The organism is Rhodococcus sp. no. 34 (assembly GCF_054589475.1).
Genome location: NZ_BAAILK010000035.1, coordinates 1 through 25,078, shown reverse-complemented (window position 1 = coordinate 25,078; position 25,078 = coordinate 1). Strand labels below are relative to the sequence as shown.

The 25,078-nt window shown below is 63.1% G+C and carries 26 protein-coding genes and 1 pseudogene; 12 read left to right on the top strand and 15 right to left on the bottom strand.

All coding sequences use genetic code 11. From position 1 onward, the window contains the following. A partial coding sequence (locus tag ACYP01_RS13165; RefSeq protein WP_459681319.1) for an MFS transporter occupies positions 1-409 on the bottom strand: 409 nt, incomplete at its 3' end. A 393-nt stretch (positions 410-802) separates the two neighbouring features. Between ACYP01_RS13165 and ACYP01_RS13160 the strand changes: the two genes are divergently transcribed. Continuing rightward, positions 803-1,960 (top strand): acyl-CoA dehydrogenase family protein, encoded by a 1,158-nt coding sequence (locus ACYP01_RS13160; protein WP_003940617.1) that lies wholly within the window; start codon positions 803-805, stop codon positions 1,958-1,960. A 66-nt stretch (positions 1,961-2,026) separates the two neighbouring features. On the opposite strand, the gene ACYP01_RS13155 is transcribed toward ACYP01_RS13160, so the two are convergent. From ACYP01_RS13155 to ACYP01_RS13145, 3 genes are read right to left on the bottom strand one after another with little or no spacing between them, the layout of a single operon-like run. After that, a complete protein-coding gene (locus ACYP01_RS13155) occupies positions 2,027-3,247 on the bottom strand; it encodes a CoA transferase (protein ID WP_459680454.1) in 1,221 nt (406 codons plus the stop codon). A 31-nt stretch (positions 3,248-3,278) separates the two neighbouring features. Next, positions 3,279-4,277: a MaoC family dehydratase gene (locus ACYP01_RS13150; protein WP_459680452.1), complete on the bottom strand. Its 999-nt coding sequence runs from the start codon at positions 4,275-4,277 to the stop codon at positions 3,279-3,281. After that, a complete protein-coding gene (locus tag ACYP01_RS13145) occupies positions 4,274-5,149 on the bottom strand; it encodes an HpcH/HpaI aldolase/citrate lyase family protein (protein WP_459680450.1) in 876 nt (291 codons plus the stop codon). The genes ACYP01_RS13150 and ACYP01_RS13145 overlap by 4 nt, the downstream gene beginning before the upstream one ends. 200 nt (positions 5,150-5,349) lie before the next feature. Here ACYP01_RS13145 and ACYP01_RS13140 point away from each other — a divergent pair, with 200 nt between their 5' ends. The 5 genes from ACYP01_RS13140 to ACYP01_RS13120 are packed head-to-tail and all read left to right on the top strand — an operon-like array spanning position 5,350 to position 9,463. Next, positions 5,350-6,501 carry an acyl-CoA dehydrogenase family protein gene (locus ACYP01_RS13140; RefSeq protein WP_003940468.1) on the top strand — a complete coding sequence of 384 codons (1,152 nt, stop codon included), beginning with the start codon at positions 5,350-5,352 and terminating at the stop codon, positions 6,499-6,501. Positions 6,502-6,532: 31 nt separating this feature from the next. Further along, positions 6,533-7,279 carry a GntR family transcriptional regulator gene (locus ACYP01_RS13135; protein ID WP_322001363.1) on the top strand — a complete coding sequence of 249 codons (747 nt, stop codon included), beginning with the start codon at positions 6,533-6,535 and terminating at the stop codon, positions 7,277-7,279. Between the two features lie 44 nt (positions 7,280-7,323). Further along, positions 7,324-7,776: a MaoC family dehydratase gene (locus ACYP01_RS13130; protein ID WP_003940415.1), complete on the top strand. Its 453-nt coding sequence runs from the start codon at positions 7,324-7,326 to the stop codon at positions 7,774-7,776. A gap of 40 nt (positions 7,777-7,816) precedes the next feature. Continuing rightward, positions 7,817-9,013 (top strand): acetyl-CoA C-acetyltransferase, encoded by a 1,197-nt coding sequence (locus ACYP01_RS13125; protein ID WP_459680447.1) that lies wholly within the window; start codon positions 7,817-7,819, stop codon positions 9,011-9,013. A gap of 60 nt (positions 9,014-9,073) precedes the next feature. Continuing rightward, positions 9,074-9,463, top strand: a complete 390-nt coding sequence (locus tag ACYP01_RS13120) for an ArsR/SmtB family transcription factor (RefSeq protein WP_003940184.1) — start codon at positions 9,074-9,076, stop codon at positions 9,461-9,463. Between the two features lie 7 nt (positions 9,464-9,470). Here the strand turns inward: ACYP01_RS13120 and ACYP01_RS13115 are convergent, their stop codons facing one another. From ACYP01_RS13115 to ACYP01_RS13105, 3 genes are all read right to left on the bottom strand, one after another. Beyond that, the gene (locus tag ACYP01_RS13115) at positions 9,471-9,968 is read right to left on the bottom strand and encodes a hypothetical protein (protein ID WP_003940625.1); all 498 of its coding nucleotides are present in this window, start codon (positions 9,966-9,968) and stop codon (positions 9,471-9,473) included. A 111-nt stretch (positions 9,969-10,079) separates the two neighbouring features. After that, positions 10,080-10,730, bottom strand: a complete 651-nt coding sequence (locus tag ACYP01_RS13110; protein ID WP_003940212.1) for a pyridoxamine 5'-phosphate oxidase family protein — start codon at positions 10,728-10,730, stop codon at positions 10,080-10,082. 17 nt (positions 10,731-10,747) lie between these two features. Next, the gene (locus ACYP01_RS13105; protein ID WP_314682173.1) at positions 10,748-11,701 is read right to left on the bottom strand and encodes a DNA-3-methyladenine glycosylase family protein; all 954 of its coding nucleotides are present in this window, start codon (positions 11,699-11,701) and stop codon (positions 10,748-10,750) included. A 45-nt stretch (positions 11,702-11,746) separates the two neighbouring features. Between ACYP01_RS13105 and ACYP01_RS13100 the strand changes: the two genes are divergently transcribed. Beyond that, the gene (locus ACYP01_RS13100; RefSeq protein WP_314682176.1) at positions 11,747-12,298 is read left to right on the top strand and encodes a ribonuclease H family protein; all 552 of its coding nucleotides are present in this window, start codon (positions 11,747-11,749) and stop codon (positions 12,296-12,298) included. A 5-nt stretch (positions 12,299-12,303) separates the two neighbouring features. Here ACYP01_RS13100 and ACYP01_RS13095 read toward each other — a convergent pair whose 3' ends face one another. From ACYP01_RS13095 to ACYP01_RS13085, 3 genes are all read right to left on the bottom strand, one after another. Further along, entirely contained in the window at positions 12,304-13,302 is a 999-nt protein-coding gene (locus tag ACYP01_RS13095) for an acrylyl-CoA reductase family protein (RefSeq protein WP_003939915.1), read from the bottom strand. A gap of 80 nt (positions 13,303-13,382) precedes the next feature. Then, positions 13,383-14,516, bottom strand: a complete 1,134-nt coding sequence (locus tag ACYP01_RS13090; protein WP_459680442.1) for an oxidoreductase — start codon at positions 14,514-14,516, stop codon at positions 13,383-13,385. Between the two features lie 4 nt (positions 14,517-14,520). Next, positions 14,521-15,048 carry a nuclear transport factor 2 family protein gene (locus ACYP01_RS13085; protein ID WP_003939692.1) on the bottom strand — a complete coding sequence of 176 codons (528 nt, stop codon included), beginning with the start codon at positions 15,046-15,048 and terminating at the stop codon, positions 14,521-14,523. A 125-nt stretch (positions 15,049-15,173) separates the two neighbouring features. Between ACYP01_RS13085 and ACYP01_RS13080 the strand changes: the two genes are divergently transcribed. Further along, entirely contained in the window at positions 15,174-16,079 is a 906-nt protein-coding gene (locus ACYP01_RS13080) for an amidohydrolase family protein (RefSeq protein WP_459680439.1), read from the top strand. 22 nt (positions 16,080-16,101) lie between these two features. On the opposite strand, the gene ACYP01_RS13075 is transcribed toward ACYP01_RS13080, so the two are convergent. Beyond that, positions 16,102-16,845: an SDR family NAD(P)-dependent oxidoreductase gene (locus tag ACYP01_RS13075; protein ID WP_007729453.1), complete on the bottom strand. Its 744-nt coding sequence runs from the start codon at positions 16,843-16,845 to the stop codon at positions 16,102-16,104. A 26-nt stretch (positions 16,846-16,871) separates the two neighbouring features. Continuing rightward, positions 16,872-17,810, bottom strand: coding sequence for a 3-oxoacyl-ACP reductase (locus ACYP01_RS13070; RefSeq protein WP_064443707.1), 939 nt, complete (start codon positions 17,808-17,810; stop codon positions 16,872-16,874). A gap of 368 nt (positions 17,811-18,178) precedes the next feature. Here ACYP01_RS13070 and ACYP01_RS13065 point away from each other — a divergent pair, with 368 nt between their 5' ends. Continuing rightward, positions 18,179-19,774, top strand: a complete 1,596-nt coding sequence (locus tag ACYP01_RS13065; RefSeq protein WP_459680435.1) for an acyl-CoA synthetase — start codon at positions 18,179-18,181, stop codon at positions 19,772-19,774. Positions 19,775-19,830: 56 nt separating this feature from the next. Here ACYP01_RS13065 and ACYP01_RS13060 read toward each other — a convergent pair whose 3' ends face one another. The 3 genes from ACYP01_RS13060 to ACYP01_RS13050 all read right to left on the bottom strand — a co-directional run bounded on the left by ACYP01_RS13060 (position 19,831) and on the right by ACYP01_RS13050 (position 22,607). Further along, the gene (locus ACYP01_RS13060) at positions 19,831-21,078 is read right to left on the bottom strand and encodes an Nramp family divalent metal transporter (protein WP_459680433.1); all 1,248 of its coding nucleotides are present in this window, start codon (positions 21,076-21,078) and stop codon (positions 19,831-19,833) included. Between the two features lie 129 nt (positions 21,079-21,207). Next, a complete protein-coding gene (locus ACYP01_RS13055; RefSeq protein WP_003939809.1) occupies positions 21,208-21,699 on the bottom strand; it encodes a nuclear transport factor 2 family protein in 492 nt (163 codons plus the stop codon). Between the two features lie 32 nt (positions 21,700-21,731). Further along, positions 21,732-22,607: a TIGR03619 family F420-dependent LLM class oxidoreductase gene (locus ACYP01_RS13050; RefSeq protein WP_459680430.1), complete on the bottom strand. Its 876-nt coding sequence runs from the start codon at positions 22,605-22,607 to the stop codon at positions 21,732-21,734. Between the two features lie 138 nt (positions 22,608-22,745). On the opposite strand from ACYP01_RS13050, the gene ACYP01_RS13045 reads away from it, so the two are divergent. From ACYP01_RS13045 to ACYP01_RS13035, 3 genes and pseudogenes are all read left to right on the top strand, one after another. Next, positions 22,746-23,654 (top strand): IclR family transcriptional regulator, encoded by a 909-nt coding sequence (locus tag ACYP01_RS13045; protein ID WP_003940451.1) that lies wholly within the window; start codon positions 22,746-22,748, stop codon positions 23,652-23,654. A gap of 76 nt (positions 23,655-23,730) precedes the next feature. Next, a complete protein-coding gene (locus ACYP01_RS13040) occupies positions 23,731-24,600 on the top strand; it encodes an alpha/beta fold hydrolase (protein ID WP_003940235.1) in 870 nt (289 codons plus the stop codon). 171 nt (positions 24,601-24,771) lie between these two features. Beyond that, a pseudogene (locus ACYP01_RS13035) lies at positions 24,772-25,078 on the top strand (hydroxylase); the annotation flags it as partial.

Genomic DNA, 25,078 nt, shown 5'->3' with positions numbered 1-25,078 from the left:
TTGCGACAGAGGCGGATCCGGCGAGCATTGCGCCGGGAAGGCCGCGCTTGGCCGGCGGGTGCCACGAGTACGCCGCGGTGTGCATCAGCGCCGAACTGGGGCCTTCGGCAAATCCGAGGAGCATGCGCGAGACGATCAACATCGCGAGGCTGGCGCCGAGAACGAGGGGGAGCATGACCACGGACCAGATTGCGGCCAGGATCAACAGCGCCCAACGCAGGGTCAGGTACTTGTTGAGCGGTCCGGCGAGGAATCCACCGATGCAGAACATCAGGAAGAAGAGCGAGCCGACCATGCCGATTTGCGAAGACTTCAGTCCGAGCTCACGAGCGAGGGGCTGAGCGATGATTCCGAGGACTGCCTTGTCCGCGTAGTTGACGATGTAGAGGAAAACGACGAGCCCGGTCATCGTCCACGCACGCTTGCGGGTACCGAAGACGGGAACTGCTGACGAATCTGGCGTTGCTGTTGCTTCGGGCTGGACGTCGTTACGCTGTGGCGCGATGGGGGTCACGTGGCGTCCCTTCGAGACTGGTGGGCGGATGCGATCGTGCTCGAAGCGCGGCCTCGAAGCGATCGATGGTGGTGTGTTTGCCGGCTGACCCATTCAACGTGTTCTGGATCACTTTGAGCAATGTCGCGTCGATGATCGGAACGATAGCGGTTGCCTATGTATCGCAGGTCAGGCCATATTGGTACGCCCTATCGGAGGTATAGCCGATGAGTGTTGGATCGAATGCGGAATATTGAGGCAAGGTGAGATCAGGATCACCCTGTCCCCTTGACCGACTGGAGTTCATACATGCAGCGCACCGTGTTCAACGAGGATCACGAGGCATTCCGGGCTACCGTTCGCGATTTCATCGCGAAGGAAGTAACCCCGGTCCACGAGAAGTGGGAAGAGGACGGTCACCCGCCCCGTGACTTCTACCGGCGGCTGGGAGAGCTGGGCGTACTCGGAATTCAGGTGCCTGAGGAATACGGCGGAGGCGGCGAGAAGTCGCTCAAGTTCAACGTCGTCGTCGCCGAGGAAGTTGCTGCCGCCGGGGCGTCGTTCGGCTCGCAGTCGGTGCATACGAACCTGATCCTGCCCTACCTGCTCGAGTACGCGAACGAAGAACAGAAGAGCCGCTGGTTGCCGGGCTTCGCTTCCGGAGATCTGATGTTCGCGATTGCGATGACCGAACCGGGAACAGGGTCGGATCTGGCGAACATCGCGACCACGGCCAAGCTGTCGGAGGACGGTACGCACTACGTGGTCAATGGTTCCAAGACGTTCATCACCGGTGGGGTACTTGCCGATCGCGTCCTGGTGGTGTGCCGTACCGCGCCCAGCACAGCGGAGAACCGGCGCACGGGGTTGTCGATTCTGGTGATCGATACGTCGTCGCCCGGATACTCGGTGGGGCGCAAGATCAACAAGATCGGGCTCAAGACCTCCGACACTGCGGAGCTTTCGTTTGTCGACGTCAAGGTGCCCGTCGAGGACCGACTCGGAGAAGAGGGCGACGGCTTCAGCTATCTGACCCACAACCTGGCTCAGGAGCGGTTGACCATCGCGTTCGGAGCGGCCGCCACTGCCAGTGCAGCGCTTCGCTTTGCCATCGACTACGTCAAGGACCGCAAGGTGTTCGGCAAGCCGGTCGCGGCCTTCCAGAACACCAAATTCGTTCTGGCCGAATGCGCTACCGAGGTTGATGCCATCCAGCTGGTGTCCGACAACGCACTCGAATGTCATGACCGCGGCACTCTGACGATTCCCGACGCAGCGAAGGCGAAACTGTTCTGCACCGAGGCGGCAGGTCGAGTGATCGACAAGTGCCTCCAATTGCACGGCGGGTACGGCTACATCACCGAGTATCCCATCGCGCGTCTTTACGCAGACACGCGTGTCACACGAATCTACGGTGGCACAAGTGAAGTCATGAAGACCATCATCGCGAAGGATCTTGGTCTCTGACGCACTCTCGACGTGTTTTCGGCCTCGGAACAAGTGTTCCGAGGCCGAAAACATCTTCCGGGTAGGTCAGTTCGCCGGAACCCCGACGACGCCGTCCGCGATCAGCGTCGAGGCGTGATCGGCGTTGGTTCCGAGGATGTCGGCGAGCACCGCGATCGAATCGCCGCCGACCTCGGAGGCGGGTCCGGTACCCAGGTGTGCGCCGTCGAACGAGGCAGGATTGGCGGCAGCCAGGTAGCTTCCGATTCGAGGTTGATCGAGTGCGGAGAACATCGGGTTGTTCTCCAGTTCGCCAGATTTCACCACTTCCTCGAAACTGCGGTACCTCTCGAACAGAACCGACGATGTGTCCAGCGCTGCAGCGATCTCGGCGCCGCTGTGTTCCCGGAACCAATGTGAGAACAGAGCAGTGAGTACCTCTCGATGACGGTAGCGATCCGCTTCGGTGGAGAAGTCGGCTCCGAGTGCAGCTTCGACAGCGTCGACAGCCGCCGTGGTGCCGGTGACCGACGCAAGGTCGCGGAAATGGCGGGTAGTGAGTGCAACGATCATGAACCGTGCGTTGTCGCTGGAGACGAAATCGATTCCGTACGTGCCGTAGACGGCGTTTCCGCCGGACTCGCGACTGCGACCGTTCACTTGTACTTCGGTGAGGTAACCGAGGGTTCCCGCGGTGGCCAATGCGACGTCTTCGAGTGGGAGCGTGATCCGAGATCCATGTCCGGTCGAGTCACGTTGGCGCACTGCGGCAGTGATCGACAGGGCGGCGTAGAGCCCGCATGCGACGTCCCAGGCGGGCAGTGCGTGGTTGACAACTCCGGCGTAGTCGGCGGGGCCGGTGATCTGTGGAAATCCCAAGGCGGCGTTGACCGTGTAGTCGACTCCGGGGCTGCCGTCGCGGCGTCCGAGGATCTCGAGGGTGATGACGTCGCTACGCAACTGGGCCAGGGAGTCGTGGCTCATCCACTTACGGCCGCCGGCGTTGGTGACCAGGATTCCGCCGCCAGGTCCCGGCGCCGTGACCAGTTGGCGAATCAGTTCTTGGCCGCGTTCGGCGCGCATGTCCACTGACAGTGACCGTTTGCCTTTGTTGAGTCCGGTCCAGTAGATGCTCTCGCCCTTGTCTGTGACGGGCCACCGATTGTAATCGGAGGCACCTCCGATCGGGTCGATCCGGATCACCTCGGCGCCGAGTTGGGAGAGCGTCAGTCCGCACAGCGGCGCGGCGACAAAGCTCGAGACCTCGACGATGCGAAGCCCGGACAGCGGGCCTGGGCTCTGAGTCATGTGTGGTCCTCCGTGATAGAAGAGTGTGTGCTCATGCCATCAACACGGTGAAACGCCAGTCGAGAACCGGAGTTTGTGTTGCAGAAGCATTGTGGGAGAACACGAGCGAACGCAGTTGCACTGCGGTTCCGTGTTCGAGGGGCGACGAGTTTTCGACGTGTAGTTCACTGGTGAGGGTATCGCCCTCGTGAACGGGCCCGGTGTGATCGCACGAGTGCCATCCGAGAACCGTCACCACGTTGGGCAGAGCGCGAGTCGCCTGGGCGAGTGCAATTCCGATGGTGTGGCCGCCGTAGACGAGGCGACCGTGGGCGCCGACGCGATCGTCGTGGTGCGTCGCTGCGACGTTCAAGCTCAGCCGGGCAAGTTCTGGTGCACTGGAGACGACGTCGCCGCTGCTACGGAATACCGAGCCCACCAAATCCGACTCGAAGTGCCTGCCGGGTACCCGCTCTCGATACGTGTCGAGGTCCCAACCGTCAGGTGATACGTACGGAGCCGGTTCGGACGGACCGATCGCCCCGAGGTCGTCGGCGTGGCGAGTTCTCGTCTCGATCGGGTCGGGGCTCAGGGGGAGCATGGCGCAGCGGTAGAAGTCGAGGACCGTGTTGCCGTTCTGATCAGCAGACGTCATCCGTAGCGCGGCAAGTCCGGTGGCGCCGCGTCCCGGCTTGGCCGAGTTCTCGCGTAGACCGACAACCTCGGTGCGCGTGTACAGAGTGTCGCCGAGTACCGGGAAACGGTGGAATCGCAGTCCACGGTAGAAGAGGTTCGCCTTGACGTGGTGTGTGACCACGGTTGACTGACCGATGGCGATGTCGGTGACCAGTCCTGGATTCGCCACTGGTGCAGCGGAACCTGTGACGCTCGACGACAGATGTGCGTCGAGGGGGAGCCGCATGCGGTCACCGAGGATCGCTTGATGGGAGGCGGCGAGTCCACTGGTCAACGTCACCGCGGGGGCTTCGTCGAAGATCTGACCATGGGTGAGCTCGTCGAAGTACGGGCCTCCCACGTAGTGCTCGCTCATACGGTGACTCCTTCGGCTCGGGCAAGCGTACGACGCGCTGCCACGGCCACAGCTTCGTCGAGCATCTGGCCGTCGAGTTGGGCGGCACCCGAACCCAGGGTTTCGGCTTCTTCGAGTGCGGTCAGTACCCGTCGGGCGTCATTGACGGCGTCGTCCGAAGGAGTGAATGCGGTAGTGGCCGAGTCGATCTGTGCCGGGTGGATGACCCATTTGCCGTCGAACCCGAGGGCGCTGGTCCAGTGCGCGGCATGGCGGAAAGCGTCGTCGTCGGTGATGCCGAGAAAGGGCCCGTCGATGGCTGCGACGCCGGCTGCGCGGCAGGCGATCAGAATTCTGTCCTGGACGGCAAGCCAGTGTTCAGGCAGTGCCGAGCGTGAACGGCCGAGCGCTGCACCGAGATCGGCGTATCCGATGATCGCGGCTTGGAGACGAGGAGTCGCGCGGGCGATGGAGTCGGCATTCTGGACGCCGAGCGGAGTTTCGATCAGGGCTTGCAGGGTGGTGTGGTGCCCACCGGCAGTGAAGAGGATGTGCTCGGCCTCGAGTAGTTCGTCGGCGGACTCGACCTTCGGGACGATCACGCTCGTCAGCGATTCTCCGAGGGCGCCGCAGGCGATCAGGTCGTCGCGGGCCCATGGTGTGGTCAGGCCGTTGATTCGGACCGAGATGGTGCGCGCCCTACCGAACTCGTGCACCAAGGTGCTCACGAGGGTTCGCGCCAGGTCCTTGTTCGTCGAAGTGACGGCATCTTCGAGGTCGAGAATCACCTCGTCTGCGTTCGAAGAGAGTGCTTTGCGTGCCTTGCGCTCGTCTGAACCCGGCGCGACCAGGGACGCGCGACGTCTGGTGGCGCGGTAGTGGTTCTCGTCCATAGTGTGTCGATTACCTCGATCTGGAAATCAAATGTACGGCTAGTTGTGAAGTGGATGAGCTGCCGTGAACGGCGTTGATGTGCAACGAACTGCCTCGATGCTGGCAGTTGCTGCGTATCGATGTCAAGGCGCGGTATTGACATTGCGCGAACAATATCGAAATATGGCCGTACAAACTTTTTTCAAGTCGAGGCGGATTCATGCTCAAGCTCAACGACGAAGAGACATTCCTGATCGAAACCGTGCGCCGGTTCGTCGACCGAGAGGTCAAGCCCACGGTCCAGGAGGTGGAGCACGCGAACGAGTATCCCGAGAAGTGGATCGATCAGATGAAGCAGATCGGGATCTACGGGCTCGCGATTCCCGAGGAGTACGGCGGATCGCCGGTGTCCATGCCCTGTTATGCGCAGGTGACTCAAGAACTGTCGCGCGGATGGATGTCCCTGGCGGGAGCGATGGGCGGGCACACTGTGGTCGCCAAGCTCATCTCGCTGTTCGGTACCGAAGAACAGAAGGTGAAGTACCTGCCGCGAATGGCAACCGGCGAGATCCGGGCAACGATGGCCCTCACCGAGCCCGGCGGAGGTTCCGATCTGCAGGCCATGACAACCAACGCCAAGAGCGACGGCACAGATCTGGTCGTCAACGGCGCCAAGACATGGATCACCAATGCCCGCCGATCCGGCGTGATCGCCTTGCTGTGCAAGACCGATCCAAGCGCAAGCCCTCGTCATGCGGGCATCTCGATCGTTCTCGTCGAGCACGGCGAAGGGCTGACCGTCTCCCGCGACCTCCCGAAGCTCGGATACAAGGGCGTCGAGAGTTGTGAACTGTCCTTCGACAATTACCGCATCTCCGAGTCGGCCATTCTGGGCGGTACTCCCGGAAAGGGTTTCGGTCAGATGATGAAGGGGCTCGAGACCGGCCGTATCCAGGTGGCTTGCCGTGCACTGGGCGTCGCCACGGCCGCACTCGAGGATTCACTTGCCTACGCGCAGCAGCGCGAGAGCTTCGGCCAGCCGATCTGGAAGCACCAGTCGATCGGCAATTACCTCGCCGACATGGCAACGAAGCTGACGGCCGCACGGCAGCTGACGTGGCACGCGGCGCAGATGTACGACAGCGGCGAGCGGTGCGACATGGAGGCAGGCATGGCCAAGCTGTACGCCTCCGAGGTGGCGATGGAAATCGCTTTGTCCGCCGTCCGCATCCACGGCGGTTACGGCTACTCGACGGAGTACGACGTCGAGCGGTATTTCCGTGATGCACCACTGATGATCGTCGGGGAGGGAACCAACGAAATTCAGCGCAACGTGATCGTTTCGCAGCTGGTTGCCCGCGGCGGTCTGTGACGGACCGGTGAGCAAGTAGGATCATGTCGCTATGAGCGGTAAGGAAAGAGAGACGGAGCCGGCGTACCAACGCCTCTCTCGTGAGCTTCGTCAGCAGATCTCTGCCGGTACCTATCGCGATGGCATTCGACTACCCACCGAATCCGAACTGGCGCAGCATCATGGCGTGAGCCGGCAGACAGTCCGCCGAGCCTTTCACGACCTTGTTGCCGAGGGCATCGTGTACCGAGTACCTGGGCGCGGAACGTTCGTGACCGAGAACAGCGGCCGCTATCTCCGTCATCTCGGATCCATCGAAGATCTCATGAACCTTTCGCGGGACACGACGATGGAAGTTGTGTCACCGCTGCAACGGCGCGTGGACATCGAGGCGGCCAGTCGGCTTCGGCTCGACACCGACGTCGTGTACACCGTGGTCTTCCGGCGGATACACGAGGGAGTTCCGTTCGTGCAGACGACGGCGCATCTGCCGGAGGCGATCGCGCGGCAGATCATCGACCTGCCCGCCATGGCGGCCGGTGCGGTGAGCGCCAATACGGTGATCGGCTTGCTGGAACCGCTGATCGACAGTCCGATTGTCGAAGCAGCACAATCGATCACGGTGTCCCCGGCCACGGCGGACGTTGCCAGGGACGTCGATTGCGAAATCGGCCACGCCATGTTGCGGGTGGACCGTTTGTACTCCAACGCGCAGGGCGTTGCCAACGAGTTGTCGGTGAGCTATTTCTTGCCGGAGCAGTACACGTATCGGGTCACGCTGCGCCGCGGCGCACATTAGCGCTGCACTTTTCTTTGCTGTTCAACACCTTTCAGGAGAGAACTATGCGAATTTTCAACGGAATCGACGAAGTAGAGACGGCTGTCGGTGAGCACTTGGGCTACAGCGCGTGGTTCCCGGTCACACAGGATCGGATCGACAAGTTCGCCGACGCCACCGAGGATCACCAGTGGATTCACGTGGATCCCGAGCGCGCAGCGCAGGGTCCGTACGGCGGCACCATCGCCCACGGCTATCTGACTCTTTCGTTGTTGCCGGTGCTCGGCGCTCAGGTGATGCGTGTCGACGGAATCTCCATGACCGTGAACTACGGAAGCAACAAGGTGCGATTCCCCGAACCGGTCAAGGTCGGTTCTTCGGTGCGGGCAGGTGCGGAGATTCTTTCCTTCGAGCGCACCGCGAAGGGCGCGACGATAGTCGTGCGGTACACGATCGAAATCGAAGGAGCGGGTAAACCTGCGCTGGTGGCGGATACCGTGCGCCTGTTGGTCTCCTGAATCCTTTTCCATTCTTCCAGAACGAGATTCGAGGTCAGTTGTGAAACGAGCAGCATTGGTCGCGCCGGTCAGAACCGCGGTGGGCCGTTTCGGAGGGGCACTTCGTGACGTGCCTGCGGAAAGTTTGGCTGCCACTGTCGTCAAGGAGACCGTGCGTCGTAGCGGAATCGATCCGTCCCGCATCGACGACGTCGCGATGGGGCAGTCGTATGCCAATTCGGAGGCACCGTGTATCGGAAGGTGGGCGGCGCTCGAGGCCGGGTTGCCGATTTCGGTAGCCGGCTTCCAGACGGATCGCCGATGTGGAACGGGTCTGCAGGCCATCGTTACCGCAGCCATGATGGTCCAGACGGGTGCGGCCGACGTGGTTCTCGCGGGCGGCGTCGAATCGATGAGCGGGATCGAGCACTACACCACCGGGGCGCGGTGGGGCACCAAATCCGGTGGGCTGCAACTGTTCGACCGCCTCGATCGTGGCCGCGAGCGCTCGCAACCCGAGTGGCGATTCGGTCGGATCAGCGGAATGATCGAAACGGCCGAGAACGTCGCGACACGCTGCGGGATCACGCGGGAAGAGTCGGACGCCTTCGCCGTCGACAGTCACCGAAAGGCAACACTGGCAAGAGAATCCGGCCGATTCGATGCCGAAATCGTCGCCGTCGAACAGACGGATAGGAAAGGGAACGTCACACAGTTTCGTGCTGACGAGGGGATCCGTCCAGATACCTCACTCGAAACCCTGGCACGGCTGCGTGCGGTGACCGAGGGAGGCGTCGTGACCGCCGGTAACGCCAGCCAACAGAATGACGCTGCGGCAGCGATGTTGGTGGTCGCCGAGGATCGTCTGGACGAGCTGGGGCTGGAACCCATCGGGTTCCTCGACAGCTGGGCCGCGGCCGGTTGTGAACCGGCGCTGATGGGCCTCGGGCCGGTTGCCGCCGTCTCGAAACTGTTTGCTCGCACCGGGGCAGGCTTTGCCGATTTCGATCTGGTCGAGCTGAACGAGGCGTTTGCGTGCCAGGTTCTCGGCGTCGTGAAGGAATGGGGATTCGAGGACCTCGATCGCCTGAACGTCAACGGTTCCGGCATCTCGCTCGGGCACCCCGTGGGAGCGACGGGTGCGCGTATGGCAACAACCGCGCTTCACGAACTCGGCCGACGCGGCGGCGGAAAAGCGCTGTTGACCATGTGTATCGGCGGTGGCCAGGGTATGGCGGCCGTGGTGGAGTCTGCCTGACGAGGTTCGCTTCTGGGTACACTTGCGGCGGGGGATCGGAAGTTCTACGGAGGCAGTCGGTTGACGAATGCAGGCGCAGCAGACACCAGTGGCGCGCTGAGCGTCGAGGATGTTCGTCGCGCCAGGGCCGCACTCGAGGGTTTGGACGTCACCAGTTGGTCCGGTCGCTTCGAGCTTCTCTCCGACACCAACCGTCTGCGTCTGTTGCTCTGCCTTCATCACGCACCGGGTATCTGCGTCACGGATTTGTCCGTGGCGCTGGGGATGAGCGGCACAGCCGTCTCACATGCGCTGCGGCTACTGCGTAGCCAGGGGTGGGTGAGCGCGACCCGCGACGGCCGATCGATGCGATACCAACTGGCGGACGACACCGTTCACCAGCTGCTGCATTCGATCGGCGCCACACATTTTCACGACGAGACACCCACCCCCGGGCACACGCACAGCTGAGCGCTACTCAAGGAGTCGCGAAGAACTTCTCGACGGCCGGCGCAGCGTTCGGGTTTCCGTTGGTGATTCCTGCGCCGACTCCGGCAACCGTGCCGATGACTCCACCGACGATGCAGCCGGCGATGAAGTTCGGGAAGATCGACAGGCAGCCGATTCCGACGCCGAGGTTGGCTCCGATCAGGGTCGACTGCAGACCACCGTTGTTCCAGCCGATATTGACCTCGTTGGCCATCGTGTCGAACGCGGCCTGCTTCGGATCGTTACCGGGGAAGAGCATCAACGCCGCCTGGCTGTTCGACTCTGCGGTCGGTGTCAGTAGGGGTTGGGACGGATCGAAGCCCGCATTCGGGGGCGCTGCGACCGCGGTGCCGGCTCCGGCGCCGACTGCGGCGACGACGAGAACGGACATGGTGAGAGTTCGGGACAGTTTCATGGGGACGGCCAATCTGTCTGTGTGGAACCAGTCGTGAATGGTGGCGGTGCAGTTCGTTAACCAGAACTCCACCGTCTGGATCGATCGTGCGGACCTCCTCGGGCACAACGGGACCCGTCGTCTCCGCGCGACGGGCCGTGTTTGGTGGCTACCCGACTCCGAGTGCCCTGAAACCGCCTAGTCTCACTCGTTTTTCGACAACCGCGCACGCAATTCTTCGACCTCGGCAGTAAGCCGATCTACCTCGGCTTGCAGGGGTTGGCGTGCCAGAGCGAGGGATTCGTCCATGCGCTCCTTGTCGAAGCGTGGCGTGATGTTTCGACTGCAGTTCCAGTCGAACGCTTCGACGTCGATGACGATGGAACGCTGGGCTTTTGCCGTCATGGTGCCGCCGGGGACTTGCAAGAGCTGTTGCAGTAGTGCAGGGTCCTCGTCCGCTTCGATCACCTGCGCACGCCCGTAGATCTTCAATCTCGTTCGCGTCGGGTAATCGATGACGAACAGCGAGATGCGATTGTTCTCTTCCAGATTGCCGAGCGTCACGAATTGCTGATTGCCGGGGAGATCGGCGAATCCGATTCGATTCGGGCCCAACACATGCAGGAATCCGCGCGGGCCGCCGCGATGTTGGACGTACGGCCAACCGTCGGGCGTCACCGTGGACATGAAGAAGGAATCCACGGATTTCACGAATCCCTGCGCGCGGAAATCGAATTCCATCGGGCCTTCGTCGGGCTGATCGAGTTTCGAACCGTACACGGTGAAACTTCCGGTCGACCGCTGACGCTCCACCGCAGCGGGGGAGAAGGCGATGTGTGCGTATCGGGTCGACATTTTCCAACTCCTGATGCTCAGTGCCAACGGTGGTCGGCAACGGCAGTTCGCGGACCGAACTTGGGTTTGACGGCTTGCCCGCTGACCTGCAGGAGCCTCACGGCGCGGTATCGATGCGGTTGAAGGGGAGCGAGGTACTGCACCATCTCGGCGTCGTCGATCGGTTCACCCAGCAGTGACCACCCGACGACGGCAGCGAGGTGGTAGTCGCCGACCGAGAGTGCATCTGAATCGCCGAATGCACGCTGAGCCACTTCGGCGGCAGTCCAGATCCCGACGCCGGGTACCGCTCGCAACCGTTTGGTCGCCTCGGTCCTGGGGAACGTGGATGCCTGCTCGAGGCGGTCGGCGACGCGAGCGCACTGAACGATCGTCTTGGACCTCGCTGGATCGACGTTCGCGCGATGGAATTCCCATGACGGCATTCGACGCCATTGGTCCGCGGTGAGTGGAACTCGCATTCCGTCGGGCGCGGGGCCGGGTGGGCGCTCCCCGAACTTGGTCAGCAGGCGGCGCCACGCGGCAAATGCGTCGATGCCGTGGACTCGTTGCTCGAGGATCGCGGGAACGAGAGCTTCCATGACGCGGCCGGTGCGGCCGATGCGCAGATGAGGGAAGCGTCGATGAGCTTCGGCGAGCTTGGGATGCTCGGGCGCAAAATCTTCGGCCTCGTCGTCGAGACCGAGCAGAGCTTCGGCGCCGGTCAGAAATTCCGTGGCGCCGGGACCCCAGGCCTGTACCCGGACCGTATGGCGATCCGACTGGGTGATGCGGTAGGTCACAGGACCCGAAAGTTGGCGGGAAACTCGCCAGATCGCTCCGTCGGCTGACCGTCGATGTGCGGGGTCGCCGGGTCCGCGCTGATGCGGGCTGAGCGTCAGCGCGGCATCGAGTGGTCGCTGAGAAGTCACCGTGACTTCGTCGGCGGGAGATAGCGGCGTCATCGAGGTCAGCGTATCGCCACCGTCCATCCTCCGTTAAGGCGTGTGTCGGTGGCGCAACGTATTGTCCGAGCCATGATCATCGTGAGCACCGACGGATCCTGTCTGCGAAACCCCGGCGGGGCTATCGGCTGGGCGTGGGTCAATCACGAGGGTCCGAGCATGTCCGGCGGAGAAGCGTCTGGCACCAACCAGATTGCCGAGTTGCGTGCTCTGTTCGAGGCCGTCGTCGCCCATCCCGGTGGTGATCCTCTGCTCATCGAGTCCGACTCGCAGTACGCCATCAAGTGCGCGTCGGAATGGCTGCCGAGTTGGAAGCGCAAGGGCTGGAAGACCGCGAGCGGCGGGGCGGTCAAGAACCTCGAACTGGTGCAGAGTATCGATCGAGCCATCACCGATCGTGTCGGACCGGTGCGCTTTCGCTGGGTGCGCGGGCACGTCGGCAACCACTACAACGAAATGGCAGACAAGCTGGCCGGCGAAGCCGCACGCGCCATCGTCTCGGGGGACATCGCATCGGTGCCGCTTGCTGCCCCGGTGAAGAAGGAACCGACCGCCGTGAACTCCCCCTACAAGGAGAAGTCCACGACGGCCGAAGAGCCGGCAGATTTGTTCACACTTTTCTGAGCGGTTCAGAACCCGTCGGCAACCTGAACCAGCGCCCGGCCGGTGTACTTGCCTTCGCGGACCTGATCGATCACCGAGACGACGTCGCGGACGGCAACGAGGTTCGTGATCTCCTTCAGATGACGTGGCGCCAAGTCTGAGCCCAGCCGGGTCCACAGCGCGCGACGGGGCTCGATCGGCATCAATACCGAGTCCATGCCCAGCAGTGAGACTCCGCGGAGAATGAACGGCAGCACGGTCGTAGGCAGCGCGGCGCCACCGGTCAATCCGCTGGCAGCGACAACACCGCCGTAGTTGATCGTGCTCAGAACGTGAGCGAGGGTCTTTCCACCGACGCAGTCGACGGCCGCCGCCCACTGAGATTTTCCGAGCGGGCGAGGCTTGGCGTCGGGATCCTCGGGGAGCCGGCCGATCACCGAAGACGCACCGAGTGACGTCAGAAGGTCTGCCGCGCCTGGCTTGCCGCTGGAGGCGACCACGTCGAAGCCTGCGCTTGCCAGAAGGTCGACGCTGACGGTGCCGACTCCGCCGCTCGCGCCCGTCACCAGGACGGGACCGTCGGCTGGCTTCACTCCGCCGGCCAGAATGGCTTGGACGCTCATGGCTGCGGTGAATCCTGCCGTGCCGATCGCGGCAGCGTCGGCGGTGGAAATGCCGTCGAGCTTCACGACCCACTCGGCAGGCAAACGGGCGATCTCGGCGTAGCCGCCGTTGCGGGCGGTCCCGATCTCGTAGCCATGTGCGACGACCTTGTCTCCCGGGGCGAATGCGTCGGACTCGGAGGCGATGACCTCGCCGGCGACGTCGATGCCGGGGACGATCGGGTACTCGCGAACCACCCCGCCTTTCGGCGTGACCGCGAGCGCGTCCTTGTAGTTGACGCTCGAATACTCGACACGAATGGTGACCTCACCTGCCGGGAGGAAGGATTCGTCGACGGTTTCGGGGGCGAAGTCGATGGTGCCGTCGCTGTCGCGGGCGACCCAGGCGTTGAAAGTAGTCATGGGTCGAACATAAAGGCCTTCGGCCCTGTGCGCCTTTTCGGTAGTGCGCACTACCGAAAAGGCGCACAGGGGCGGAGCCCCTAGATCAAGCTGCCCTCATGCACCGCTCGATCGAACGCCGGTAGCGGGCCACCGGCGCGCAGGGTAGTTGCCAATGCAGGATCGGCGAGATGGAGACGGCCGATCGCGATCAGATCGAACTCTCCGCTGCCGATGCGCTCCTCGAGCTGTGGGATGTTGTCGACTACAGGTGCGACGCCTTCGATGCGGCTGTCCCGCAGCGACTTTCCGATACCGACGCTGCCGACGGCCATCGTGACGGCGCCGGTCAGCTTCTTCGCCCAACCCGCCAACGAGAGATCGCTGCCTTCGAAGGCCGGCACGTCGAAACGCCTGATGCTGGCGTCGAGAACGTCGACTCCGGCGTCGACCAGCGCGCCCAGGATGACGCCCAACTCTTCGGGGGTTTCCGCGATCTTCGCGGTGAAATCCTGCTGCTTGTGCTGTGAGAAACGGTAGATGATCGGCAGATCCGGTCCGATGGCTGCGCGGATCGCAGCGACGACGGCGGCCGGGAACTTGGTTCGACGCTCCAGGTCGCCGCCCCACGCGTCGTCGCGCTGGTTGGTGCCCTCCCAGAAGAAGGAATCGAGGAGGTAGCCGTGACCGCCGTGGATCGCGATACCGTCGAAGCCGAGTTCGACGGCGTGCTTCGCGCTACGGACATACGCGTCGATGACGTCCTGGATGTCCTGCTCGGTCATCGCTTCGGTGCTCGCCTGCGCGCGTTCGACGTAGGCCGCGGAGTACGAGGTGACGCCCAGCGGGCCCCATTCGCCGGAGGGACGCATCGGCTTGAGCGAAGGGTCCATCTGCGTCATCGCGCCCCACAGAGGCCCGACGTGCCAGAGCTGAGGCACGATCTTGCCGCCCGCAGCGTGCACGTCGTCGACTACCTTGCGCCAGCCGGCCTGAGCGGCAGGGGTGTGGAGGTTGGGGACATTGGCGTGATCGACAGCAGTCTCGTGATCGATCGCGACGCCTTCGGTGACGATCAGTCCGGTGCCGCCCTCAGCTCGTCGGCGGTAGTACTCGGCGACGTCCCGGCCAGGCACGCCCTCGATGGAGTACGTGCGCGTCATCGGCGACATGACTATGCGGTTGGACAGTTCGAGCGAACGGATGCGGAGCGGTTGGAACAGCGGGTTGGTCACTTCGTCACAGCGCTTTCATGAATCGGAAGAATCCGGGGTCCTGGTCGACACGGAGCCGGGTGAGGGTTCGGTAGCTGATCAGCCACTTGCCGTCTTCTTTGCGGTATTTCTCGTGGTAGTGGCCGTAGCCGTGTAGGTGCAGTTCTTTCTCGCCGTCGTTCCACCACAGCATGTCCTCCATCGCCCAGATGCCGGTTGCGGTGGTGGGCGAGGTCAGCACGATTTCGGGAGTGTGTGCGTGGTGCGCCGTGGTGAGGGGGATGTCGCCGTCGAGCATGTTCCGAATTGCCGCGGTGAGTTTGTCGATGCCCACTACCTGGTTCGAGGTGTCGCCGGTCTTGGGTTGCTTGTCTGTCGGGAGTCCGCCCCACGTCTCGCTGACGACGTCTGCGGTGTGCAGGGTTGGGTAGACGTGCCACTGCTTGGTGTCCATGCAGCGTAGGCGCGCGGCGAACACACGCTTGATTTCCTCGATTGCGAGCAGTTCCTCGACGGCACTGATCGACCCCACTTCGGACTCGGCCTGAGACATTCAACCTCCAACGGTGATCGGCAAGATGGGTTCACATTCGGGTGCTCCGGGCGGGCCGTCAACGACCTGTCCCGGTGAGCGCGACGGCACTCGGTATGGTCGAGCGAACGAAAGGGGTGTCAGACGTGTGTACCGAAGAGGTCCCATCGACCGGACCGGAGGAGATCGCCGAGGTTCGGGCTTTTTGGCGCGAGTTGGGTGTTCCTGGCGTGATCGACGTCCATACCCATTTCATGCCGAAGAGCGTCATGGACAAGGTGTGGGGTTACTTCGATTCGGCGGGACCGATGATCGGTCGGCCTTGGCCCATCGCCTACCGACTTGCCGAGGAGGAGCGGGTACACCGTCTCCGTGAGTTCGGTGTCCGGGCTTTCACGTCGATGATCTACCCGCACAAGCATGCGATGGCCGAGTGGCTCAATCAGTGGGCCGTCGAATTTGCCGCGCAAACGCCCGATTGCCTGCACACGGCCACGTTCTATCCCGAGGAGTCGGCGGCGTCGTACGTCGGCAAGGCATTGGAGTCGGGCGCGCGAATCTTCAAGTCCCACATCCAGGTCGGAAACTACGATCCGAACGACCCTCTGCTCGACAAAGTCTGGGGGCAACTAGAGGAGTCCGAGACGCCCATCGTGATCCACTGTGGTTCGGGACCGGCGCCGGGGGAGTACACGGGACCTGATCGCATTGCTTCGCTGCTCGCACGGTACCCGCGCCTGTCGTTGATCGTCGCCCACATGGGGATGCCCGAGTACAGCGAATTCCTCGATCTGGCAGAGGCTTACGGCAACGTCCGCCTGGATACGACCATGGCGTTCACCGACTTCACGGAAGAGCAGTGTGCCTTCCCGAAGGTAGACGTATCACGGCTCGTCGACATGCAGGACCGGATTCTGTTCGGTAGCGACTTCCCGAACATTCCGTACCCGTATCTCACAGCCTTGCAAGCGGTTACGCGCTTCGATCTCGGAGACGAATGGCTGCGAGCCGTCGTGCACGACAACGCTGCGAAACTCTTCTCGGTGAGCTGAGCTCACCGAGAAGAACTTCGACTCAGCGCAGTTTGATGCTGCCGCCGTCGGCCATCAACGTCTGACCCGTCATGTACTTGGAATCCTCGCTCGCCAGGAACACCACGACGGGAGCGATGTCGGTTTCGGGATCACCGATGCGTCCGAGAGGCACCTTGGCAACCGATGCGGCTGCGCGCTCAGGGAAGGCTTCCTGCCACTTGACGACGCCTTCGGTGGCGGCGAACGGGCAGACCACGTTGACCCGAATGCCTTCCGGCGCCCACTCGTTGGCGACGACGCGCGTCAGGCCTCGCACAGCTTCCTTGGCCGCAGCGTAGGACGTCTGGGTGGGCATTCCGTCCAAACCTGAACCCGATGCGAAGTTGACGACCGAACCCTTGGTCTTCGCGAGTTCGTCGTGGCACGCCTGCATGAGGTGGACAACGGGGTAGAAACCGGTGTTGAAGGACAGGTCGAACATGTCCTGCGTGGTTTCGAGCAACGGAGCCTGACGGGACGCGTGAGCGTTGTTCACCAGGATGTCGAGCTTGCCGAAAGCCTCGAGCGCGGCGTCACGGATCTGCTCGGCCGAACCGGCGGCAGCAAGGTCGACGTTCAGGAACTTGCCGGAGCCGGCCAGTTCTTGTTCGAGGGCCTGGCCCTGCTCGTCGTTGATGTCGACGAACAGGACCTTCGCGCCTTCACGGGCGAAGACTCGGGTGACAGCGCGACCGATTCCACCGGCGCCGCCGGTGACGATCGCTACCTTGCCGTTCAACCTCATGAAACGCTCCTCTTCGTAAGTGCTGCTCAAACTGTTGCGGTCTCGTCGACTGCAAGTGCAATCTTTTCGAGGCCGGCGATGCTGTAGGCGGCGTAGGTCTCGTAGGGCCCACGGCCGGAGAAGTAAGACGAGAGCTGGCCACCGAGCTCTTCGACGGTGAACGCGGATCCGGCTGCGTCGAAACGATTCTCGACCTTGGGTGCTTCCATCAACGCGACCATCTTGCCGTAGACGACGAAGACCTGTCCGTTGATCTCGTCGGAATCGGGGGATGCGAGGTAGCTGACCAGGGTCGCGACGCGCTCGGGTGCAAGCGGATCGAGGCCGACGACGCCGGTGTTGTTCTCGCCGAAGGCTTCTGCCGTCATGGCGGTGCGGGCACGGGGGCAGATCGCGTTCGCACGGACGCCATAGCGGGAGAGACCTGCTGCGCTCGAGAGCGTCAGAGCGGTGATGCCGGCCTTGGCTGCCGAGTAGTTGGGCTGTCCGGCGCTGCCGAAGAGGAAGGCCTCGGAAGAGGTGTTGATGATGCGGCCGTAGACCGGTGCGTCGGCTGCCTTGCTGGCTGCGCGCCAGTGGACTGCGGCTGCGTGCGAGGTGGCGGCGTGGCCCTTGAGGTGCACGCGGATGACGTCGTCCCAATCGGATTCGGTCAGGTTGAAGATCATCTTGTCGCGCAGGATGCCTGCATTGTTGACGAGGATGTCGAAGGATCCGAAGTTCTTGACAGCCTCTTCGATGATGCGCCCGCCGAGCGACCAGTCGGAGACGTCGCCGGTGATGGCGAGTGCCTGTCCACCTGCGGCCTTGATCTCGTCGACCACGTCGTTGGCCGCTGCACCCATGTCGTTGACGATGACGGCTGCACCGGCAGCCGCGAGTCCGAGTGCTTCGGCGCGACCCAGACCGGCGCCGGCGCCGGTGACGGCGGCAACTTTGCCTTCCAAGCTCAGTGATTGCGTCATGTCGTGCTCCTTCGATCCGGTCTGGCGGGTAGGTACAGCAAAATTAGTATTCATTCTAATTTGAAGTCGAGAGTTCGGTAGTCGTTCCGAAAAAATCATTCGAGCGAAATCAGAATTAGTTCTAGTTTTGAGCAGAATTTTGACCAACTGAGGAGCAGTCTCACTCAGCGGGAGCGGTGATCTGGGTCACGAGCGCTGCATGTCACCTTGGGTCGACGCGGCGATCCCACCGCGTACGCGTTTGCGTCACCACCGATCCGCTCAGTTCTCGGCCGCATTCGTCGGCTCCAGGTTCGGATAGTTCTCACCGAAAACGCAGTAGGTCGGCCCCGAATTCACCGGGCCGGACATCAAGGAAGGCACCAGCAGTGTCACTGAATTTGGCAGATCTGTACGAGGGCATTTCGGATCTGATTCCGGACCGCACGGCGCTCGTGTGCGATGGCCGTCGTCGCACCTACGTCGAACTGGACGAGGGATCGAACCGCATTGCCCGCCACTTGGCGAGCGTCGGTGTCGGACCGGGCGATCACGTCGCTCTGCACATGCGCAACAGCGTCGAGTTCGTCGAGAGTTTGCTCGGCTGCCTCAAGATTCGTGCGGTCCCGATCAACGTCAACTATCGCTACGTCGACGCCGAACTGACCTATCTGTACAACGATTCGCAGTCGGTGGCACTGATCGTGGACGAGGAGTTCGTTTCCGTCGTGGAGACGGTTCTCCCGGCCGCGCCCGGCATCAAACACGTCGTTGTCGTCGGCAAGTCCGTGGTCCGCGATATCGAAGGTGTCGACGTCGTTGGATACGCCGACGCCGCCGCGGAGCAGCCCGCTACTCGTGACTTCGCGCCCCGCAGCAACGACGACCTCTTCGTCATCTACACCGGCGGCACGACGGGGATGCCCAAGGGCGTCATGTGGCGTCATGAAGACTTCTACTTCGCGGCGCTCACCGGCGGAAATCCGTTCGGTCCGCCGCACACGACCGCCGAGGCTCTGTTCGCCGCAGTGCCGAACGTCCCCGCGATGAACATGCTCAGTACCGCACCCCTGATGCACGGTGCGGCGTCGTACTCGCTGTTCACCGGATTCTTCATGGGCGCCAACGCAATTCTCATGGCGCGGTTCGACGCGAAGACGACGCTGCAGCTCGCCGGAAGTGAGAAGGCCGTCTCCATCACCGTCGTCGGAGACGCGATGGCACGTCCGCTCGCAGACGAATTGGCAGCAAACGCAGCAGATTACGACCTCAGCGCGGTCGGAATGGTCTCGTCCGGCGGAGCCTTGTTCTCGCTCTCACTGCGGGAGCAGCTCAAGTCGATGCTTCCGAACCTGGTGATCCGCGACGGATTCGGCTCCTCGGAGTCGGGCGTCGACGGCAATCTGGAGATCGGCGAAGACGGCCTGATGCGCATCGCCGCTCGCGACGAGACCCGCGTCGTGGACGAAAGGATGCGGCCGCTGGAGCCGGGATCGCCCGAGACCGGCTACATCGCTCGCAGCGGTCACGTGCCGGTCGGCTACTTCAATGATCCGGTCAAGACCGCGGCTACGTTCCCGGTGATCGACGGGGTGCGGATGTCGGTGCTCGGCGACGTCGGACGCGTGGAAGCCGACGGCTCGATCGTCCTGCTGGGGCGTGGTTCTCAGTGCATCAACACCGGCGGGGAGAAGGTGTACCCCGAAGAGGTCGAGCAGGCACTCAAGAGTCACCCGGCGGTGCTCGACGCTCTGGTCGCGGGAATTCCGGATGCGAAGTTCGGTGAGCGCGTCGCTGCGGTCATCACGACCCGCGAAGGCTTCGACGTCCCGGACGCTGCCGAGATCGGTGAGCATTGCGCGTCGCAGGTCGCTCGGTACAAAGTGCCGCGCACCGTCATGAACGTTCCGTCGATCAGGCGTTCTCCCAGCGGAAAGGCCGACTATCGCTGGGCCAAGGCCACTCTCGCCGAGCAAGTCTCCTAGTCCGGCCGGAGCCGTCCAGCGCGTTTGTGAGGGACGCGTTGGGTGGCTCCGGTGCTCTAGCCTGTCACCGTCAGAACCAGCAGAGCGACGTTGAGTGCAACGATCAAGCCCGCCGCAATCCACGCCGCGACGGTCGTGAGCGGGGCATTGCGCGCGTCGCCCATGAGTTCGGGGTCCGAGGTCATTCGCACCAGCGGGATGATCGCGAAGGGGATGCACAGGCTCAAGACCACTTGGCTGAGCACGAGCGCCAGCGTCGGGTCGACGCCGAGTCCGAGCACGATCAGCGCCGGGACGAGCGTGACGATCCGGCGTGTGATCACCGGAATGCGAATGGCCAGAAGACCATGCATGATCTCGGCGCCGGCCGCGCATCCCACGGAGGTCGACGCGAGTCCGGAGGCGAGGAGGCCGATCGCGAACACCACGGCTATGCCCGGGCCGAGCGAATTCTCGATCGCGGCATGCGCACCGTCGATGGTGTCGGTGCCGGGTACTCCGCGCAGCGCCGAAGCGGCCAGCAGCAGCATGCCGATGTTCACGCCACCGGCGATGATCAACGCGACAACGACATCCCAACGGGTGACTTTGAGTAATCGCTGCAACCGTGGGCCGGGTTTGATGTGGCCGTGGCGATCACGTGCCAATGCGGAGTGAAGGTAGATCGCGTGCGGCATGACCGTTGCTCCGAGCATGCTGGCGGCGAGCAGTACGGTCTCGGTTCCTTCGAAGCGGGGGACCAGTCCGGCGACCGCTTCGCTGCCGGAGACGTCGGTGAAGGCGAGCCCGGTCAGGAAGCCGATGGTGATGATGGCCAGCAATCCCATCACCACGAACTCGAAAGTGCGCTGTCCGCGCCGACTTTGGATCGTCAGGATCACCATCGACACGCATCCGGTGATCAGTCCGCCGAGGAAGAGCGGGATGTTGAAGAGCAGGTTGAGTGCGATGGCCCCGCCGATGACTTCGGCCACGTCGGTCGCGATCGCCATCATCTCGGCCTGGAGCCAGAACGCGCGACGGTTGTTCTTACGCAGGCGCTGACCCAGCATTTCGGGCAGGGATCTGCCGGAGACGAGACCGAGTTTCGCGGACAGATACTGCACGAGGACGGCCATCGCGTTGGCGAGTACGAGTACCCAGATGAGGAGGTAGCCGTACTTGGCGCCGGCGGTGAGGTTGGCGGCGACGTTGCCCGGATCGACGTACGCGATTGCCGCGACGAACGCCGGACCGAGCAGGGCGATGGATCTCCCCGTGGGTCGTCGGCGCGGAGTCGTCGGCTCTTGCGTACTGGTGCTCATCGGTCTCCTGGTCACACGTACTCGGACCTGTTGGTTCGAATAAGTGAACTATAGAGTTCGGGGAGCCGAACTTTCAACAGCTGTGCGCGGTTAGCGACCGCAGAGGGTCCCTAACCGCGCACAGGCCGGTTAGGCCGTCACGCCGGCAGCCAGGAGAGCGCGAGCCTCGGGTCGGCCGTCGAGGAGGGCGTTGGTACGCAGTTCGACCTTCCACTCGCCGTCCGTCTTGATCAGTTCCCAGCGGTTTGCGGTGATGCGGAGGACCTTGAATCCCGTCGGGTTCTCGGGGTCTTTGATGACCAACTGCGAATGGCAGGTCGCGACGGCCTTGTTGCCGTCGATGCGGATGTGGGCGGGTGTCATCATGTGAGCCGCGCCGTTCATGATCCAGTTCTGGTGTGAGGCGCTGTGAACCATCGCGCGCAGTTCGCCGCGGCCGTGCATCGCACCGGTATCGACGTCGTAGACGCCGTCCTCGAGCCACAGGTTCGCGACCTCGTCGGCTGATCCGCTGTCGACGGCAGGGCTGTATGTGGTCAGCAGTTCGGTGATCGCGAGCTTGTCCTCGAGCAATTCCACTCGGGCGAGCAGGGATTCGATCAGGGCGGTCGAGTCGGTCATCGGTACGTCCTTTGCATTGGATTGTCGGGGAATCAGGAAGTGGTGAAAGAGAAGCCCTCGACGAGGGCGATTCGGTGAAGTTCTTCGAGTTGTTCGCAGTAGTGCTCGACGCTTCGAGCGCCGACCGAGCAGCTGGCGATGGTCGCCCCGGCGTCACGGACGCGAGTCAAGGCGCGAAGGGTGGATTCGCGATTGCCGAGAGGATCGAGCGGCGCACCGGCGGGAAGCACCACGTCGAATCCGTCGGGGAGCGTCGTGGCGTCGAGCATTTCCTTCAGTTCGGAGAATCGCAGCCCGAACGGCACCCACCCGTCGCCGTGTGTGGTGGCCCGGCGCAGCGATCTCTTGGTCCGGCCGCCGATCCACAGCGGCACCCGTTTCTGGACGGCGTGGGGTTCGACGACAAATCCGGAGTAGTCGAAGAACTCGCCGTGATACTCCGGAGTCGGCGTCGACAGTGATGCCCGAAGTGCGGCCAAGGCATCGTCAGCGCGCGCACCTCGGTCGGCAAATGGAGCATTTATGAGATCGAATTCTTGTTTCAGAGTCCCCACCCCGAGGCCGAGTATCAGGCGTCCATTGCTGACTCGATCAAGCGTTCCGTAACGCTTGGCGATCTCGAGGGGGTGGTGGTAGCCCAACACCAGCACCTGCGTCGCCAGCAGGATTCTTGATGTACGCGCGGCGAGAAAACCAAGGGTGGCGAGCGGATCCCAGTAGGTTCCGCCGCGCTCGGCGGCAATCTCCTCTGGGACCGCCACGTGTTCACTGCAGGTCAGATGATGGAAACCGAGTCGATCCGCCGTGGCGGCCACTGTGGCGATCTCGCCGATGTCAGCACTTGCCTCCCACTCCGAGCGTGTGCTCGGGTGCTGAATCAGGACCGGTGTGACGATTCCCAGGTGCATCGGGCGTTTATAGCGTCCCCACTCGCCCAGTGGCAGGTGAATTACCGCTGATCGGGATCGAAAAGGTCGATTCACTTTCCAGAAACTGTGACCTGGGTTATAGTCGGTAGAATCAATTCCAGTTTTCGGGAGGCGTCCATGACCATTGTTGACATGAACGACACACTGTCCACCGTCCAGACTGCCGGTGGGCAACCCAAGAAGGATCTGCCGCCGTCGATGGTCGAGCGGATGACACTGATTCTCGACGCCTTCGACGGCCGCGCCGCGCGGCTGACGCTGGAAGAGGTCGCGTGCCGTACTCAGTTGCCGCGCTCCACGGTCCACCGCATTCTCGATCAGCTGGTCAAGCTGGACTGGGTCGATCACGCATCGTTCGGCTACTGCCTCGGGCGTCGCGCGCTCGGCCTCGGTGGTGGCGACGGCGGCCACAGCCAGATCCGCGAAGCCGCTGCACCGCTTCTGCACGAACTGCACCTGCAGACCGGCATGGTCGTTCACCTGTCGGTGCTCGACGGACGCGAGAGCGTCTATCTCGACAAGGTCGGCGGACGATTCGCCGCGGCGCTCCCGTCCCGCGTCGGCGGCAGAGTGCTCGCTCATTCGACGGCTGGTGGCAAGGCGATGCTGGCGTGGATCGACCCTGAGCGCGTCGACGCTCTGTTCGGGTCTTCTCTTCCCCGCTGCACCGAGAACACGATCACCGACGTCGCTGTGCTCCACCAGGAACTGAACCGCATCCGTCAGCGTCGGGGACTGGCCTTCGAACGCGGGGAGTCAGCGCGTGGAGTCGCTTGTGTGGCTTCGGCAATTCGCGGACACGAGGGTCCCGTCGGCAGCATCGCGTTGTGTGGTGACATGCGGACCGCTCAGCTCGAGCGAGTTGCTCCGCTGGTCGTCGACGCGGCTCGCGAGGTCTCGCGGACGCTGTACCCCGAACTGGGTGCTCCTCGCCGCGGCCGCAAAACGCCTCCCGTTCCGACCAATACGTTCTCGGCGGAGACGATGGATCGCCTGCTGGCAGCGTCGTCCGACCACTGGATCTGACGTATTTTGATCGACTTGTCTCGCTGATCGGGACGAGTCATAGCAGCTCAGCGGTACTGATGGCACCGTTCGGACCATGACGACTGAACTGAGCTACGAGGGAACTCTGAAGGAACTGCAGACCGATCTCGGTGTGCTCCGGTACCACGAAGCCGGCGACGGCCCGCCGCTCCTGCTGCTGCACGGATCGGGCCCCGGCGTCACCGGTTGGCGTAACTACCGCGGCGTTCTCGCGGACTTCGCGAAGCACTTCCACTGCTACGTTCTCGAGTTCCCCGGATTCGGCGTCAGCGATCCCGGCCCCGACCATCCGATGATGATGGCGCAGGCGTCGGTCGGGATGTTCCTCGACGGCCTCGGCCTCGGCCCGGTCCACATGATCGGTAACTCCATGGGCGGCATCGTCGCCACCAAGGTCGCGATCGACGAGCCGCACCGGGTGAGCAAGCTCGTCACCATCGGCGGCATGGGAAAGAACACCTTCTCGCCAGGCCCCGGTGAAGGCATCAAACTCCTCATGGAGTTCACCGACAACCCCACCCGCGAAGCTCTGGTCCGCTGGTTGCATTCGATGGTCTTCGACCGCGCCGTCGTCACCGAGCAGCTCATCGAAGAGCGTTGGGCCCTGGCCACCGAGCCGACGACGCTCGAGATCGCCCGTCGTATGTACAGCAGCAAGGCCATGGCCGCCATGGGCGCGGCTGCCGCTGCGTCGACCGCCGTGCCGTACTGGGCGCAGCTGAACAAGATCAAGGCGCCGACGCTGTTGACCTGGGGACGCGATGACCGCGTCAGCCCCGTGGACATGGCGATTCTGCCGATGCGCGACATCCCCAACGGCGAAGTTCACATCTTCCCCAACTGCGGACACTGGACGATGATCGAAGCTCGCGACGCCTGGGTCGCGTCCGTTCTGGCATTTCTGACGCGTCCAGAAGGCAAGTAAGGACGGTGCGCCTTTTTGGTAGCCCCCACTACCAAAAAGGCGCACAGGGGTGCTCCCACTCACCGGGAAGCGTTTCTGCACTTCGGTGGGCTACCTGCCACCGTTTCACCAACAGATTTTCATTCTGCCCAGGCACTCGCCGGGTAGCGAAACCAGAAAGCCGGAAAAATCATGGGTCAGGTTCTGGACAACATCTCACAGTTCGCCGACGAGATCCGCGCTGACGGAGTCGAGGGCGACAAGCTGATGCGCTTGACGGACGGCAGCGCGAAGCGCTTGCGCGACTCCGGCGTCATCCGGATGTTCCAGCCGAAGGAGTTCGGTGGCCTCGAGGCGCATCCGCGTGAATTCGCCGAGACGGCAATGGCTATCGGCGCGATGGACGGTGCCACGGGCTGGGTCAGCGGCATCGTCGGTGTGCATCCGTGGGAGCTTGCGTTCTTCGACCGCAAGGCTCAGGAAGAGGTGTGGGGAACCG